At 65.3% G+C, this 16,257-nt stretch carries 15 protein-coding genes; 5 read left to right on the top strand and 10 right to left on the bottom strand.

From position 1 onward, the window contains the following. The first annotated feature begins 111 nt into the window (after positions 1-111). Both ABV518_RS11435 and ABV518_RS11430 read left to right on the top strand, forming a co-directional pair. Entirely contained in the window at positions 112-1,869 is a 1,758-nt protein-coding gene (locus ABV518_RS11435) for an AMP-binding protein (protein WP_367767204.1), read from the top strand. Positions 1,870-1,872: 3 nt separating this feature from the next. Continuing rightward, positions 1,873-2,379, top strand: coding sequence for a MarR family winged helix-turn-helix transcriptional regulator (locus tag ABV518_RS11430; RefSeq protein ID WP_367767203.1), 507 nt, complete (start codon positions 1,873-1,875; stop codon positions 2,377-2,379). 81 nt (positions 2,380-2,460) lie between these two features. Here ABV518_RS11430 and ABV518_RS11425 read toward each other — a convergent pair whose 3' ends face one another. The 5 genes from ABV518_RS11425 to ABV518_RS11405 all read right to left on the bottom strand — a co-directional run bounded on the left by ABV518_RS11425 (position 2,461) and on the right by ABV518_RS11405 (position 7,515). Continuing rightward, positions 2,461-3,117, bottom strand: coding sequence for a DedA family protein (locus tag ABV518_RS11425; RefSeq protein ID WP_367767202.1), 657 nt, complete (start codon positions 3,115-3,117; stop codon positions 2,461-2,463). Positions 3,118-3,226: 109 nt separating this feature from the next. Further along, positions 3,227-4,003 (bottom strand): enoyl-CoA hydratase, encoded by a 777-nt coding sequence (locus tag ABV518_RS11420; protein ID WP_367767201.1) that lies wholly within the window; start codon positions 4,001-4,003, stop codon positions 3,227-3,229. Then, positions 4,000-4,929 carry a 3-hydroxyisobutyrate dehydrogenase gene (gene mmsB, locus ABV518_RS11415; protein ID WP_367767199.1) on the bottom strand — a complete coding sequence of 310 codons (930 nt, stop codon included), beginning with the start codon at positions 4,927-4,929 and terminating at the stop codon, positions 4,000-4,002. The genes ABV518_RS11420 and mmsB overlap by 4 nt, the downstream gene beginning before the upstream one ends. Continuing rightward, positions 4,922-6,016: an enoyl-CoA hydratase/isomerase family protein gene (locus ABV518_RS11410; RefSeq protein WP_367767198.1), complete on the bottom strand. Its 1,095-nt coding sequence runs from the start codon at positions 6,014-6,016 to the stop codon at positions 4,922-4,924. The genes mmsB and ABV518_RS11410 overlap by 8 nt, the downstream gene beginning before the upstream one ends. Next, positions 6,016-7,515: a CoA-acylating methylmalonate-semialdehyde dehydrogenase gene (locus tag ABV518_RS11405; protein ID WP_367767197.1), complete on the bottom strand. Its 1,500-nt coding sequence runs from the start codon at positions 7,513-7,515 to the stop codon at positions 6,016-6,018. The genes ABV518_RS11410 and ABV518_RS11405 overlap by 1 nt, the downstream gene beginning before the upstream one ends. Positions 7,516-7,802: 287 nt before the next feature. On the opposite strand from ABV518_RS11405, the gene ABV518_RS11400 reads away from it, so the two are divergent. Further along, positions 7,803-8,609: an exodeoxyribonuclease III gene (locus tag ABV518_RS11400; protein WP_367767196.1), complete on the top strand. Its 807-nt coding sequence runs from the start codon at positions 7,803-7,805 to the stop codon at positions 8,607-8,609. Positions 8,610-8,643: 34 nt separating this feature from the next. Further along, positions 8,644-9,576 (top strand): hypothetical protein, encoded by a 933-nt coding sequence (locus tag ABV518_RS11395; RefSeq protein ID WP_367767195.1) that lies wholly within the window; start codon positions 8,644-8,646, stop codon positions 9,574-9,576. Between the two features lie 21 nt (positions 9,577-9,597). Here ABV518_RS11395 and ABV518_RS11390 read toward each other — a convergent pair whose 3' ends face one another. From ABV518_RS11390 to ABV518_RS11370, 5 genes are all read right to left on the bottom strand, one after another. Continuing rightward, complete coding sequence (locus tag ABV518_RS11390; protein ID WP_367767194.1) at positions 9,598-10,650, bottom strand: LacI family DNA-binding transcriptional regulator; 1,053 nt, start codon at positions 10,648-10,650, stop codon at positions 9,598-9,600. A gap of 168 nt (positions 10,651-10,818) precedes the next feature. Then, entirely contained in the window at positions 10,819-11,070 is a 252-nt protein-coding gene (locus ABV518_RS11385; protein WP_367767193.1) for a hypothetical protein, read from the bottom strand. Beyond that, positions 11,067-11,963, bottom strand: a complete 897-nt coding sequence (locus ABV518_RS11380; protein WP_367767192.1) for a carbohydrate ABC transporter permease — start codon at positions 11,961-11,963, stop codon at positions 11,067-11,069. The genes ABV518_RS11385 and ABV518_RS11380 overlap by 4 nt, the downstream gene beginning before the upstream one ends. Continuing rightward, complete coding sequence (locus tag ABV518_RS11375) at positions 11,960-12,997, bottom strand: carbohydrate ABC transporter permease (RefSeq protein ID WP_367767191.1); 1,038 nt, start codon at positions 12,995-12,997, stop codon at positions 11,960-11,962. The genes ABV518_RS11380 and ABV518_RS11375 overlap by 4 nt, the downstream gene beginning before the upstream one ends. Positions 12,998-13,004: 7 nt before the next feature. Further along, the gene (locus tag ABV518_RS11370) at positions 13,005-14,291 is read right to left on the bottom strand and encodes an ABC transporter substrate-binding protein (RefSeq protein ID WP_367767190.1); all 1,287 of its coding nucleotides are present in this window, start codon (positions 14,289-14,291) and stop codon (positions 13,005-13,007) included. A gap of 126 nt (positions 14,292-14,417) precedes the next feature. Between ABV518_RS11370 and ABV518_RS11365 the strand changes: the two genes are divergently transcribed. After that, entirely contained in the window at positions 14,418-16,250 is a 1,833-nt protein-coding gene (locus tag ABV518_RS11365; RefSeq protein ID WP_367767189.1) for a glycoside hydrolase family 13 protein, read from the top strand. Positions 16,251-16,257: the final 7 nt, after the last annotated feature.

The following is a 16,257-nucleotide window of genomic DNA, read 5'->3' as shown; positions in this document are numbered from 1 at the left end:
TGGCGGCATGGGCATACGGTCCCTTCGCTCTTCCAAACCCTTGGATGTCCTAGTATATTGCACAGGGTTGGATAACCAGTGATGCGCATCACTTGTTGAAAGGGCGCCACCATGACAGTCACCGACGACTTCCGCGCAGCACGCGACCGCCTGCTCGCCCTCCGTTCCGACTACGGCCAGGCCCGGGAAGAGTTCCGGTGGCCACGGTTCGAGGAATTCAACTTCGCCCTGGACTGGTTCGACCAGATCGCCGCCGACCCCGTCCGGGGAACCCGGCCTGCCCTGGTGATCGTGGAACAGGACGGCTCAGCAACCCGCCGCAGCTTCGCGGACCTGTCCGCCCGCTCCAACCAGGTGGCCAACTGGCTTCGCGGCCAGGGCGTCCGCCGCGGCGACCGCATGATCATCATGCTGGGCAACCAGGTGGAGCTCTGGGAGCTGATGCTCGCCGGCATCAAGCTCGGGATTGTCCTGATCCCCACCACCACCCTCATGGGTCCGGCGGACCTGGCGGACCGGGTGGAGCGCGGCGAGGCGGGCTGGGCCGCCGTCGGGAGTTCCAACATCGGCAAGTTCACCGGCGTACCCGGCGATTACCGGCTCATTGAAATCGCCGACGGCGGTACTTCCGGCAGTCCCGAAGCAGCCAATCCGAAGGCCCTCCAGTACGCGGAAGCGACGACGGCGGCAACCACCTTTGCGGCCGACGCCCCCACCGCGGCGGATGAGACGCTGCTGCTCTACTTCACCTCCGGCACGACGTCCAAGGCCAAACTCGTGGAGCACACCCACACGTCCTACCCCGTGGGCCACCTGTCCACGATGTTCTGGATCGGGCTGGAACCGGGAGACGTTCACCTGAACGTGGCTTCGCCCGGCTGGGCCAAGCACGCCTGGTCCAACGTTTTCACGCCGTGGATCGCGGAGGCCTGCGTCTTTATCTACAACTCCGAACGCTTCGATGCCCGCGCACTGATGGAACAGATGGACCGCGAAGGCGTCACGAGCTTCTGTGCCCCGCCCACCGTCTGGCGCATGCTCATCCAAGCCGACCTGACACTTTTGAAGACCCCGCCCACCAAGGTGGTCTCCGCCGGAGAACCGCTCAACGCCGAGGTGATCGGCCAGGTGCAGCGTGCCTGGGGGCAGACCATCAGGGACGGCTTCGGCCAGACCGAAACCACCGTCCAAGTGGCCAACACGCCGGGCCAGCCGATCAAGATCGGCGCCATGGGACAGCCGCTTCCCGGTTACGACGTGGTGCTGGTGGACCCGAACACCGGGGAAGAAGCCGACGACGGCGAGCTTTGCCTCCGATTGGATCCCCGCCCGGTGGGGCTGATGAAGTCCTACTTCGGGGATGCGGAGAGGACCGCCGAAGCGTTCCGCGGCGGCTACTACCACACGGGTGACATGGCCAGCCGGGACGAACAAGGAATCATCACCTACGTGGGCCGCGACGACGACGTCTTCAAATCCTCTGACTACCGGCTCTCCCCGTTCGAGCTGGAGAGTGTGCTGATCGAACATCCGGCCGTTGCCGAAGCAGCCGTCGTGCCCTCCCCCGATGCGCTGAAGCTGTCAGTCCCCAAGGCCTACGTGGTGCTGGCCGCCGGCTACGATGCCGGGCCGGAACTGGCCGAGGACATCCTCCGCTACTGCCGCGACCATCTGGCCCCGTTCAAGCGGATCAGGCGGCTGGAGTTCGCGGCCCTGCCAAAGACCATCTCCGGCAAGATCCGCCGGGTGGAGCTGCGGCACAACGAGGAACTGCGGCACGCCGGGGACCTGCACCCCGGTGGTGCCGCGCCACCTGAGGGGGCCGGAATCGAGTATTCCGAAGCTGACTTCCCCGGGCTGAAGGGCTGAGGGATGGGCGCACCGCTGCCCCGCGATCCCATCGCCGACGCCCAGCGCAACTGGGAGGAACGTGGCTGGTCTGACGTCGCCGCGCCCATGGCGGCCATCACGGCCATCATGCGGACCCAGCAGATCCTGCTGGCCCGGATCGAAAGCATCCTGAAACCGTTCGGACTCACGTTCGCGCGCTACGAACTGCTTGCCCTGCTCAGCTTCGCCCGCAGCGGGGCGCTGCCCATGAACAAGGCCAGCGCCCTGCTCCAGGTCCATCCCACCTCGGTGACCAACGCCGTCGACCGGCTGGAAAGGGCCGGGCTGGTAGCCCGCTCGCCGCATCCAACGGACGGCCGGACCACCCTGATCGAGCTCACCGCGGAGGGCCGCACCGTGGCAAAGCGCGCGACGGCGGTACTCAACTCCGAGGTGTTCGGCCAGTCGGGTTTCGACCCGGCGGATGTGGATCAGCTCATCCGGATCCTGGGCAGCTTCCGCCGGAACGCCGGCGACTTCACCGGCTGAGGAGTCCCACCCCAACTAGGTAGCAGCTGATGTCGTTATGAGCGCTCATAACGACATCAGCTGCTACCTACTTGGGGGCCCTCAGCGTTTGGCGGCCCTGCTGCGCCGGACAGTCCTGACAACAAGCCACACCACCATCAGCCCCAGCGCGGCGTACACGGCGTAGTTGAGGAACCGTGAATACTGTTCGATCACCTGGTACTGCGAGCCGACCGCGTAGCCCAGGCCGATGAGGGCGCCGTTCCACAGCCCGCTCCCCGCGAGCGTGTAGAGGCTGAATGTGGCCAAGTGCATGCTGGACGCACCGGCGGGCAGTGAAATGAGGCTCCGCACGCCGGGAAGCAGCCGGCCAAAGAAGATCGAGGACCGGCCGTGGCGGCGGAACCAGTCCGCGGCGTTATCAAAATCCTCCCGGTCCACCAACGGAAGCTTCGACAGGCCCCTGATGGACCGCTCGAGTCCGAGTTTGGCTCCGAGCCAATACAGCAGGAGGGCGCCGGCGTAGGCGCCCAGTGTGCTGGTGATGAAGACAAGGACGAGGTTCAGGGATCCCTGCTTGGCCAGGTACCCGGCCAGCGGGAGTATCACTTCGCTGGGTATGGGCGGAAGTACAGTTTCTGCGAGGGTGAAGAGGCCCACGCCCCATTCGCCGAGGTTTTCGATGCCCCGCGCCGCGACGCCCACCAGGCCGCCCAGGTTGTCCGTCGAGCCCTCGCCAGCGGCGCTTGTTCCCCACATAACCATTCCCCATCTACGCACCCAGCTGTCCCGTTCCGGTTTCCCGGCTCCTACGAGTCTAGGAGGAACGGGGCGTGGCCCTTCAAGCAGGTAAATGGTTAGGTGTGGGTCAGCGGTGGCTGAACTCCGGCTGGCGCTTCTCCGTAAAGGCGGCCATGCCTTCCTTCTGGTCCTCGCTGGCGAAGAGCGAGTGGAAGATCCGGCGCTCAAACAGGACACCCTGGGCAAGGCCTGTTTCAAAGGCGGCGTTCACGGCTTCCTTCGCCAGCATGGCCACCGGTTTGGACTTGGACGCGATGACGTCGGCGGCCTTCAGCGCCTCCTCGACTACGTTTTCAGCAGGCACCACGCGCGAGATAAGCCCGGACCGTTCGGCCTCCTCGGCGCCGATGAAGCGTCCGGTGAGGATCATGTCCATGGCCTTCGCCTTGCCCACGGCGCGGGTCAGCCGCTGGGAGCCGCCCATGCCCGGCAGCACGCCGAGATTGATCTCCGGCTGGCCGAACTTGGCGTTGTCCCCGGCGATGATGAGGTCGCACATCATGGCCAGTTCGCAGCCGCCGCCCAGTGCGAAGCCGGACACCGCCGCGATGGTGGGGATGCGGAGCCGGGTGAAGTCCTCCCAGCCGCGGAACCAGTCGGCCGCGAACATGTCCATGAAGCCCTGCGACGCCATTTCCTTGATGTCCGCCCCTGCCGCGAACGCCTTGCCGGAGCCAGTGATCACCACCGCTCCGACGGCCGGATCGGCGTCCATGGCGGTGACTGCTGCCACGAGCTGTTCCATGGTGGCCTTGTCCAGGGCGTTGAGGGCCTCCGGCCGGTTGAGCGTGACCAGGCCAACCCGGCCGCGCTGTTCCACCAGGATGTTTGTGTACTCCGTCATGCCTGACTCCCGTCGTTGTGGGACTTGTCCCGGATGTCGGTGATGATCCCGGAGAAGTCCCGGCCTGCGCCGCCTTCAGCGGCAAACGTATCGTAGATTTCGGAGGCGAGCGGGCCCAGCCGGGCCGCCACCCCCGTGCTCTGCAGGGCGTTCAGCGCCAGTTTGAGGTCCTTGGCCATCAGCGCCCCGGCGAAGCCTGGCTGGTAGTCGCGGTTGGCGGGGCTGCTGGGGACCGGGCCTGGAACGGGGCAGTTGGTGGTCAGTGCCCAGCACTGGCCGGAGGCGGCGGAGGCGACGTCGAACAGCGCCTGGTGCGTCAGCCCCAGCTTCTCGCCCAGCACAAAAGCCTCACTCACGGCGATCATGGAGACCCCCAGGATGAGGTTGTTGCAGATCTTCGCGGCCTGGCCGCCCCCGTGCCCGCCGCAGTGGACCACACGTTTGCCCATCACCTGGAGCAGCGGCCGCACGGCGTCGAAGTCGTCCGCTTCACCGCCCACCATGAACGTAAGCGTCCCGGCTTCCGCGCCCACCACACCGCCGGAGACCGGGGCGTCCACGGAGCGGTGGCCGGCGGCTACAGCCAGTGCTGCGGCTTCCCGGGCCTCGTCGACGTTGATGGTGGAGCAGTCCAGGAACATGGTTCCCGGGGCGGCTGCCGCCAGCAGTCCGGGCGCACCGTCCGTCCCGCGGTAGGCGTCAAGCACGTGCTGGCCGCTGGGGAACATGGTGAGCACCACCCCGGCGCCGGCCAAGGACTCGGCAGGGCTGGCCGCGATGGGCACGCCGTGCGCCCTTGCCGCCTCCAGTGCCGCCGGCACCACGTCGAAGCCGGCCACGCTGTAGCCGGCCTTGACCAGATTGATGGCCATGGGCCCGCCCATGTGGCCCAGGCCCAGGAACGCGATTGCGGGTTTCTCAGACATGGTCCGTCTCCTTTGACTGACTGAAGGTCTTCGCACCGGCGCCGACGCCGCCCAGGCCGAGTTCCCGTTCGCCGAGGGATGCAAAATAGGCCTCGACGTCGGCCTCGCCCACCTCTGCGAGTGTGGCTGGCTGCCACCGCGGATTGCGGTCCTTCTCGACCACCTGCGCCCGGATGCCCTCGCGGAAATCGCGGCCGGCCAGGAAGCGGAGGCCCACCCGGTATTCCTGGTCCAGCGCGTCCTCAAGGGACAGCCCCCGGACCCGCCGGAGTGAAGCCAGAGCCACTTTCACGGCCGTGGGCGACTTCGATTCGATGGTATCCGCCGCCGCGGCGGCATCGCCGCCCGCGGCCCGCAGCCGGCGGACAATCTCTTCCGCGTCGTCGCCCGCATAGGCGGCATCGATCCAATTCTGCTGCCCCTCCAGTGCTGAGGCCGGCGGCCGCTTGGCGAAACGTCCGACGGCGGCATCCGCCGTCGAGCTTTCCAGCGCTTCCGCCAGTGCCGGAAGACTTCCGGACGGGACGAAGTGGTCGGCAAGTCCCAAAAACAGGGCATCCGCGCCGGTCAGGTGGGCACCCGTCAATGCGGCATGGGTACCCGTCTCCCCCGGTGCGCGGGACAGCAGCAGCGTGCCGCCGACGTCGGGCACAAAACCAATGGTGGTTTCCGGCATCCCCATCCGCGTCCGCTCAGTGACCACGCGGACCGAGCCGTGGGCAGAAATTCCCACACCGCCGCCAAGCACCAGGCCGTCCATGAAGGCAACATAGGGCTTCGGATACCCGGCAATGAGCGAATTGAGCCGGTACTCGGCGCTCCAGAAGTCCGGGGCCCGGCCTTCCTCCTGGATCATGTCCTGGTAGATGGCAACGATGTCCCCGCCGGCGCACAGCCCGCGGTCCCCGGCGCCGCGCACCAAAACGGTGGCCACGGCGTCATCGCCCGCCCAGGCGGTGAGCTGCTCCAGCATGGCCGAGACCATGCCGAGCGTAAGGGCGTTGACAGCCTTCGGTCGGTTCAGCGTGATCAGGCCCAGCTGCCCACGCCGCTCGAACAGCACCTCTTGCAGTTCCTGCTCCCCCATCAGCTTCCCGCCGGCATCACAAAGCTGGCGCCCTGGCGGATCCCGGAGGGCCAGCGCGTCGTGACGGTTTTGGTTTTGGTGTAGAAGCGGAAGGCATCGGCGCCGTGCTGGTTCAGGTCGCCGAAGCCCGAGGCCTTCCAGCCGCCGAAAGTGTAATAGGCGATCGGTACCGGGATGGGGACGTTGATGCCCACCATGCCCACTTCCACGCGGCTGGCGAAGTCCCGGGCGGCGTCGCCGTCGCGGGTGAAGATCGCGACGCCGTTGCCGAACTCGTGCTCGGAGCAGAGCCGGAGGGCCTCGTCGTAGTCGGCGGCACGCAGCACGCTCAGGACCGGCCCGAAGATTTCCTCCCGGTAGATCTTCATATCTTTGGTGACGTGGTCAAAGAGCGTGGGGCCAACCCAGAAGCCGCCGTCGTAGCCTTCAACGGTGAGGCCTCGCCCGTCCGTGAGGAGCGTCGCCCCCTCGTCCACGCCTGCCTGGATGTAGCCCTCAATCCGTTCCTTGGCGCTGGCCGCCACGACCGGGCCAAAGTCCGAGTCTTTGGCCAGGCTATGGCCCACCTTGAGCCCCTTGATGCGGTCCTGGAGTTTCCCCACCAGCCGGTCGGCGGTGTCCTCGCCGACCGGAACAGCCACGGAAATGGCCATGCAGCGCTCACCGGCGGAGCCGTAGCCTGCCCCGATCAGGGCGTCGGCGGCCATGTCCAGGTCAGCGTCCGGCATGATCACCATGTGGTTCTTGGCGCCGCCGAAACATTGGGCGCGTTTCCCGTGGGCGGCCGCCGTGGCGTAGATGTACTGGGCAATAGGGGTTGAGCCCACGAAACCGACCGCCTTGACCCGCGGATCTTCCAGCAGGGCATCAACGGCTACCTTGTCCCCGTTCACCACGTTGAACACACCGTCCGGGACTCCTGCCTCTGAGTACAGCTCGGCCAGGCGCAACGGCACCGAAGGGTCCCTTTCGGAGGGCTTGAGGATGAAGGCGTTGCCCGCGGCCAGTGCCGGTCCGGACTTCCACAGCGGGATCATCGCCGGGAAGTTGAAGGGCGTGATGCCCGCGACCACGCCGAGGGGCTGGCGAAGTGAGTGGACGTCGATGCCTGCGCCGGCGTCGTCGGAGAATTCACCCTTCAGCAGGTGCGGGGCGCCCGCCGCGAACTCCACCACTTCGATCCCGCGCTGGATGTCGCCCTTGGAATCCGCGAAAGTCTTGCCGTGTTCGGAGGAGAGCAGGGTGGCGAGCTCATCCATGTTCTCGTTGACGAGGTCGACGAACTTCAGCAGGATCCGCCCGCGGCGCTGCGGGTTCATGGCTCCCCACTCCGGCTGGGCCTTCTCCGCGGCGGCCACAACGTTCTGGACTTCCTCGCGGCTGGCCAGCGGCAGGCGGGACTGGACCTCGCCCGTGCACGGATCAAAAACGTCGCTGTAACGGCCGGACGTCCCGACAATTCTTTGTCCGGACACGTAATGGGATAGTTCGCGCACCATGGCTGAATGCTCCTTCGCATGTGATCCAGGTCATCTCTGCAAGCGAATATACTCGGACTTCCTACTAAATTCCAGAGTGCCATGGGCCCACTGCCGCCACCGTCGTCGCCCGCTTACGTGCCGCCGTCGTGGGGCACTTTGGCCTGCATCCGGGCCCTGAAAGCACGTTCCGACGGCGTGTCCGCGCCAAAGTGCCCCGTTTCTGCGGCCACCGCCGAGGTCCGTCGGGGAACCGGCTCCGCGGCCGCGGGGCTATGCGGGGCGCCCAAGTTCGGTAAGTTAGGAACGTGAAGATTGCTACCTGGAATGTAAACTCGCTCCGTGCCCGCGCCGACCGTGTGGAGGCCTGGCTGCAGCGCAGCGACTGCGATGTCCTGGCCATACAGGAAACCAAGTGCAAGGACGAGAACTTCCCCTGGGAACTCTTCGAGCGGATGGGCTACGAGGTGGCCCACTTCGGCGTGAACCAGTGGAATGGCGTGGCCATCGCGTCCCGTGTGGGCCTTGAGGATGTGGAGCGGACATTCCTGGACCAACCCGTGTTCGGCAAAGAGGGCAAGGACCCCGTCCAGGAAGCCCGCGCCATGGCCGCCACCTGCGCGGGCGTCCGGATCTGGAGCCTTTACGTCCCCAACGGCAGGTCGCTCGACGACGAACACATGCCGTACAAGATCAAGTGGCTTGAGTCCCTGAAGACCCACGCCCAAAGCCTGGTCACCGCCGACCCGACCGCCCAGGTGGCCCTCATGGGCGACTGGAACATTGCACCATTCGACGACGACGTCTGGGACATCGACCTGTTCGTCAACAACAAGTACACCCACGTCAGCCCACCGGAGCGCGCCGCGTTCCATGCCTTTGAAGAGGCCGGGTTCAAGGACCTGGCACGCGAGTACACACCCGGCCCCGGCGTCTACACCTACTGGGATTACACCCAGCTGCGCTTCCCCAAGAAGGAAGGCATGCGCATCGACTTCGTACTCGGCTCCCCCGCGCTCGCAGCCCGGGTGACCGGCGCATCGATCGACCGCGAGGAACGCAAAGGCAAGGGCGCCTCGGACCACGCGCCGGTGCTGGTGGATCTGGCAGACTAATGCTTCAAACCTGGACCGCCGAAAGGAGGAAACGATGACCGGAAACCTCTACCGTGGCCAGGCCGGCCTGCCGTTTTCCTCCACGCTGCGTGTCTATGAACCGCTGGACGCCTTTCCCGAGGACCAGCGTGAAGCCATCCGGGCGGCCGGCGCCCGCACCGCCTCACGGGCGGCCGTGGAAAACGCCGAACTGCTCGCCTCCCTGGGCCGGATCACCCGGGCCGGCGGCGATCCATTTCCCACCGGCCGCACCGACCTGGTCCGGGTCACCACCACTCCCGGCGTTCCGGGACCGGCGTTGCCGGAAGATGCTCCGGCAGCTGGCACGTCCGACGGCGGTGCTGACGCCGGCACGGGTGCCGCCGCGGACCCGGTCCTGCTGTACTGTCCCAGCCAGCTGGTGCTGCGGGCCGGACTGGCAGCCAACGCGCTGATGGAGGGAATCCACGGCCCTCTCGCCGAAATGCTGATTCCGGAAGAACAGCGGGACAAGCACCAGGAACGCATCGACCTCGTCAAGGCCCGCGACGGATCCATCCGGGTCCATACCCGCGCCTCCACGTGGGGCATTCCGTTCAGCTGGTTCTCGCTGTTTATGGAAGGTGACCGCAAGGACGTGGTGGAATCCGGCGGCCGGATCCTCACCGTCCGAGTCTGGACGCCCATCACGGAGGCCATGGAAAGGGCACGATACGCCGTGGCCAACCTTGCCCTTGCGGCTCCTGACCTGGACATGCTGGACGACCTCGCCCAGCTCACCGAGTGGCTGGAGCTGTTCCACGTCAATTCCATGGTGGAGCTGGATTACGGGGCTGTCGCAGACAAGGTGTACCCGGACGAGTCACCAATGGACATCCGGCTGGGCATCGAGTGCCTGGCCGAGGGCGACATGACCGGCGCCGCGGCGGCTTACCGCCGCCTGGCCTCCCGCTGGATCCCCATCAGGCAGCTGGCCCGGGCGTCCTAGTTCACACAGGTACGGGCTGTCTTAGGCGCGTGGCGGCGCCGTCGTCCTCCGGATGATGAGTTCGTGGGGCGCGACGGCGGAGCGAACCGCCCCGGTAGCGCCGTCGAGTTCGTCCAAGAGCATTTTGGTGGCGAGCTCCGCCTGCTCGTCCGGACGCTGGCCCACCGTGGTCAGGCCCATCGCGTCGGCGAAATCGTGGTTGTCGATGCCTACAACCGAAAGCTCCTCCGGGACGCGGACCCCCAGCCGCGACGCCTCGAAGATGACGCCCATGGCCATTTCGTCGGACGCGCAGAAGACGGCGGTGGGTTTGTCTCCCGGGCGGCCCCATAGCCGGCGGAATGCCTCCTGCCCGCTCCGGACCGTAAAATCGCCCCACTCATCCCATTCCGGGCGGGTAGGCAGGCCCGCGCCCTGCATCACGTCCTTGAAGGCGAGGATGCGGACCCGGGGGACGTCAAAGTTGAGGTCGGTTTCGTCGTCCCCGTGGATCAGGGCGATGTCGCGGTGCCCCAGGTCGATAAGGTGCCGCACTGCGGTGGAGGCGGCGGCGTAATCATCGATGCCGATGTAGGCGCATTCCTCGACATGGCCACCCACCACCACCAGGGGGATGTCGATCTTTTGCAGATGGTCGAGTTCGTCATGGGTGAGGGCCATACACAGGACCAGCAGCGCATCGATCTGCTTATAGACCATGGTCTTGCTGAAGAGCCGCTCCCGGTTGCTGCCGTGGCCGCCCAGGTTGAACAGCGAAAGGTTGTAATTGCGGGCGTGGAGCTCCCGGTCGGCGCCCTCGATGGCTTTGGAAAAGAACCACCGGCTCACGAACGGTGCCAGCACACCAATGGTCTTGGTGCGGCCAGTGGCCAGCCCTGATGCTGAGGAGGAGGCGACGTATCCGAGCTGGCCAGCGACCTCGAGGATCTTTTCCCGTGTGGCCGGCGAGACGCGGGGAAGTCCCCGAACCGCCCTCGAGACAGTGGCCGTGGAAACTCCCGCAGCGGCCGCTACATCCTCAATGCTGACGCCGCTGTGGCCGCCCCGTTGGGACCTTTCAGATGTGCGTACCACGGTGTCCCCTTATGTACTCCCTGCAGGCGTCCGCCCTGCTCCAGTGCGATCCCCCCACGCCATAGTATTTTGAGCCGGGTCCCGCTTCGCAGTGTTACCTGCCCAGTGCCAGTGTGGGCAGTGTTACACCGCGAAGCGGGCGCTCGCTCGACGGGATTACCGGGCAGCCTACCTACGCTCAGGCAGCCGCTTTCGCAGCCGCAGCATTCCATAGATTGCCAGGAGCGTGGCCAACAGGCCCAGGGCCCACCAGAGCGCGGGTTGTCCGGTCACCTCCATCCAGACCGTGACCACAAGCAAAACCACGGCCCAGAAACCCAGGAATCCGATGATGATGTCAAAATCCTCGCCGGAGCGTGCCAGCCGGCGTTCGTTTCCCGCTCCTTTGGACTTCCCGGGGCGGGAAACGCCTTCCGTCACTTGACTGCACCTGCCGTCAGGCCGGCAACGATCTTGCGCTGGAAGACCAGCACCAGGATCACCAAGGGAATGGTGACGATGGTGCCTGCGGCCATAATGGCCGTGTACGGGATCTGGTTGGGCTGAGCACCCGCGAAGCTCGCGATGGCGACCGTCACGGGCTGCGTGGCGTCACTGGACAGCTGGCTGGCGATCAGGAACTCGTTCCAGGACGAGATGAACGCCAGGATCGCCGTGGTGAAGATGGCCGGTGCAGCCAAGGGCATGATGACCTTGCGGAAGGCCTGGCCCTGGGTGCACCCATCCACGCGCGCCGATTCCTCCAGCTCCCACGGCATTTCGCGGAAGAAGGACGTCAGCGTGTAGACGGTCAGCGGCAGCACAAACGAGATACTCGGGATGATCAGCGCCTGGTACGTGCCCATCCAGCCGATGTTGGTGAACAGCTGGAACAGCGGGGTGATCAGGGCGACACCGGGGAACATGGAAGCCCCCAGGATGAAGCCGAGCACCAGGAACTTGAACCGGAAGTTCAGCCGCGCCAGTGCGTAAGCGGCAAACACGCCGATCAGCAGGGACACCGCCGTGACAACAACGCCAATGAAGATGCTGTTCAGGAGCGCCTGGCCGAACCTGTTGCCGAACGAGGTGTCGAACGCGGTGGCGAAGTTGTCCAGCGTGACATGGGTTGGCAGGATCGAGGTGTCGTACGTGAAGCCCACCTCGCGGAACGCCGTCACCACCATCCAGTAGGCAGGAGCGAGGCACCAGATGAGGATGACTACTGCACTGATGTACGTGCGCCCTTGGGCCCACTTCTCCCTGTTCTGGGCGGTCTTGCGCCCCTTGTCCTGCCTCGCGCGCAGGTCGGTGGCTGCTGTTGACGTGCTCATTTCTTCCCCTTACCGGTGGCGCCGCTTTGCTCCACAACATTCGCGCCCAGGAACCGTACGAAGATGAAAGCGACCAAGAAGATGATGATGAAGGTGATCGTGGACAGCGCTGCGGCCGCGTTGAACCCTTGCCTGATCTGGCTGATCACCAGGATGGACAGCGTGGTGGTGTTGTTCGCGCCCTGCGTCAGGATGTACGGAAGGTCGAACATGCGCAGCGCATCCAGGGTGCGGAACAGGATGGCCACCATCAGGGCCGGCTTGACCAGCGGCAGGGTGATCAGGCGGAACCGCTGCCATGCAGTGGCGCCATCCACCTTGGCCGCTTCGTAGACTTCAGCCGGAATCATCTGCAGGCCCGCGAGGATCAGCAGCGCCATGAACGGCGTTGTCTTCCAGGTGTCGGCAATAATGACTGCCCATTTGGCGGGCCACTCACTGCCGGTCCAGAGGATGCTCGCGTTGAAGAGCTTGTTGGCGATGCCTTCGAAGTCGAAGATGAACAGCCACAGCTGGGCGGTGACGGCGGTGGGGATTGCCCACGGCACCAGCACAGCGGCCCGGATGAGGCTGCGGCCCTTAAAGGTGCGGGCCATAATCATGGCCATCCAGAAGCCCAGGATGGTCTCAAACGTAACCGTGATGATGGTGAAGATAAACGTGGTGGTTGTGGCCGACCAGAACTGGCCGCCCAGGGTTCCTGGGGGGCACGCGATGGTGCCGCCGCCAGGGGCGGCACACTGCTGGCCGATCCAGTTCACGTAGTTTTGAATACCTGCGGGGCCGCCGGCCGTGAACAGGCCGGTGACAGGATCCAGGCCTGCGTCCTTCTGGAAGGACATCACAATGGCGCTGATAATCGGGTACACAATAACGACGCCCAGCGCAATAATGGTCGGGGCGAGCAGCCAGGACGCCCACTTGCCCTGGCTCATCAGCTTGTTGTCCTCCCCCACACCCTTGGGTGCGTGGTGGACTTCGGGACCGCCCGACGCCGGCTTTTTGACCGGCGTCGGGCCCAATTCGGTTGCCATGGCTAAGCTACGATCCTGCGCCAGCGGACTCGATGGACTTCTGCATGTCGGAGAGGGCCTGCTCGGCAGACTTCTCACCCTTCAGGGCAGCGTATGAGTTCTCCTGGATAGCCTGCGTCACAGCCGGGTAGAACGGCGTGACCGGACGCGGAACGGCGTTCTCGATGGAGGTCTTCAGCACCGGAAGGTACGGGAGCTTCGCAACGAGTTCCTTGTCCTCATACAGGTCACCAAGCACCGGAGCCAGGGAACCCTGGGTGGCGAAGAACTTCTGCTGCTCCTCATCGACAAGGAACTTTACGAAGTCCAGGGCAGTGGCCTTGTTCTTTGAGTACACACTGACTGCTGCACTGTGTCCGCCCAGCGACGATGCACCGGGTCCGTCCTTGCCCGGAAGTGCCGTCATACCCAGCTTGTCCTTGACGACGGACGAGCCTTCAGTGGTGGCAAGGTTGTAAACGTAGGGCCAGTTGCGCAGGAAGAGCAGGTTACCGCTCTGGAAGGCCCGGCGGCTTTCCTCTTCCTGGTAAGTGATGGCTTCCTGCGGGATGTTCCCGTCGGCGTAGGCCTTGACCAGGTTTTCCAGGCCCGCCTTTGCCGCGGCGGTGTTCAGGCTGGGCTTGCCATCCTTATCCAGGACCGAGCCACCGAAGGAGTTGATGGCTTCGGACGCGTTGACCGTAAGGCCTTCATACTGCTTGAACTGGCCCGAGTAGCAGCCGATGTTGTTCGCCTTGGCAATCGAGCACATCTCCATCATTTCTGCCCATGTCTTCGGGGCAGTGGGTACCAGGTCCTTGCGGTAGTAGAGGATGCCGCCGTCGGACGATACCGGTGCAGCGTAGAGCGTTCCCTTGTACGAACCCGCTTCCACGGTGGGCTTAAGCATGCCCGCGGTGTCAACGGCCATCTTGTCCTTGAGCGGCTGCAGCCAGCCCTTGGCCGCGAATTCAGCGGTCCACACCACGTCAACGCTGGCGACGTCGTAGTTGGCATCCTTGGCCTGGTAGTGCTGGACGAGGTCATCGTGCTGCTGGTCGGCCTGATCGGTCTGTTCCTTGAACGTGACCTTCTCGTTGGGGTGAGCGGCATTCCACTTTTCAACCAAGGGACGGACAACGTTGCTGTTGTCCTTGCCCTGTACGTAGGTGATGGGGCCGCGGCCGTCCAGGTTGGCCTCGGCATCAGTGCCGCCGCCACCTGTGGTGCCCCCGCCCCCGCCGCCACAGGCGGAGAGCGTTAGGGCCAAGATGCCGGCAGTTGCTGCCGGGAGTAAGAATTTACGGGTTTTCATTGCTTGAGGCTCCTCGCTGAGTGACAAGTAAGTCGACAGTGCGGTTGATGTGGTGACCATCACACTAGTAACGTTGCGGGAAGAAATGCAAGCGTTTACATCAAAAAGTTACCTGAGAGGAACCAAATGCGCCATCCGCTCGTTCCCACCCCCGGATCCACGATAAAGTCCTGGTGGGCCAGTGCCGCCGTCTACCAGATTTATCCCCGGTCATTCGCAGACGCCAACGGCGACGGAATGGGGGATCTGCCCGGGATTACGGCCCGTTTGCCGTATTTGCAGCGACTGGGAGTCGACGCGGTCTGGCTGTCGCCCTTCTATAAGTCCCCCCAGGCGGACGGCGGTTATGACGTGGCGGACTACCGCCAGGTTGACCCGCTTTTCGGAACGCTGGCCGATTTCGACGCAATGTTACAAACTGCTCACGGACTGGGCCTGAAGGTCATCGTTGACCTGGTTCCAAACCACACTTCAGACGAGCACACCTGGTTCCAGGAGGCCCTGGCCGCTCCTCCGGGATCCCCTGAGCGGGACCGTTACATGTTCCGGACGGGCAAGGACGAGGCGCCGGGTTCGGGCGACGGCAACCTGGCTCCGAACAACTGGCGGTCCATCTTCGGCGGGCCCGCGTGGAGCAGGGTAACGGAAGCTGACGGCAGGCCCGGCGACTGGTACCTTCACCTTTTCGATACCAAACAGCCTGACCTGAACTGGGACAACGACCATGTCAAGGAGGAAATGCGCTCCGTCATGCGCTTCTGGCTGGACCGCGGCGTGGACGGCTTCCGCGTGGATGTTGCCCACGGCATGGTCAAGGAAGCCGGCCTGCCGGACTGGGACGGCGTCGCGGCCATGGTGGAAGGCACCGCCGAGCAGGCTCCGGACAACCGGCACACCCCGCCGGGCGATGCCCACGGCGCCCATACGGAGGCGCAGGAGCCGCACCGTGCGGTATCGCCGCAGTATCCGCCGTCGCCGTTTTTTGACCAGGACGGCGTCCATGACATTTACCGCGACTGGAACCGCGTGCTGGCCGCTTACGACGGCGACCGGATGATGGTCGCCGAGGCCTGGGTGGAACCGGCAGAACGGCTGGCCCGGTATGTCCGCAAGGATGAAATGCAGCAGGCCTTCAACTTCGATTTCCTCCTCGCCGGCTGGGATGCGGAGCGCATGGCCGAAGCTATCGATGACTCCCTCCGGGCCGCGGCCTCCGTGGAGGCGCCGTCCACGTGGGTGTTGAGCAACCACGACACCGTGCGGCACTCCACGCGGTTCGGATTGCAGGATCCCACCACGTTCCCCAAGGGCATCGGGGCGGCGGACGAGCAGCCGGACGCCCCCTTGGGACTTCAGCGGGCGCGGGCCGCCACCATGATTTCCTTCGCGCTGCCGGGTTCCGTCTACATTTACCAGGGCGAGGAACTGGGGCTTCCCGAGCACACCAGCCTCCCGGACGAAGCCCGGCAGGATCCGACGTTCTTCCGCACCAGCGGCGCGGAGATCGGCCGCGACGGCTGCCGGGTGCCGCTGCCATGGAAGGCAGACGAGCCTGGTTACGGTTTTGCAACGGCGTTCCCCGCCGGCGGAACGTCCGACGCCGGTACCGGCGCCATCGCGCCCGCGTCACCGTGGCTGCCCCAGCCGGAGTCGTTCCGGGACCTGGCTGCCGACCGGCAGGACGGCGTCGCGGGTTCCACGCTGGAGCTCTACCGCTCGGCGCTGGCGTTCCGCTCTGCCCACGGGCTGGGATCCGGGACCTTCCAGTGGGCGGACGCCCACCGGCCGGAGGAGGGGATACTGGCGTTCCACAATGGCGAGGTGCTGGTGCTGAGCAACCTGGGTTCGGCCGCGGTTCCCGTACCTGACGGGTTCACAGTGTCGCTGGCCAGCACGCCGCCGTCGAAGGGTGCTGCGGCCGGAATTCCGCCGAACTGCACGGTTTACCTGACCCGCTGATGTACGT

The sequence above is a fragment of the Arthrobacter sp. HS15c genome (assembly GCF_040812005.1).
Classification (GTDB): Bacteria; Actinomycetota; Actinomycetes; order Actinomycetales; family Micrococcaceae; genus Arthrobacter.
The sequence above is the reverse complement of the archived record's forward strand: the minus strand, read 5'-3'. Positions and strand labels throughout refer to the sequence as shown.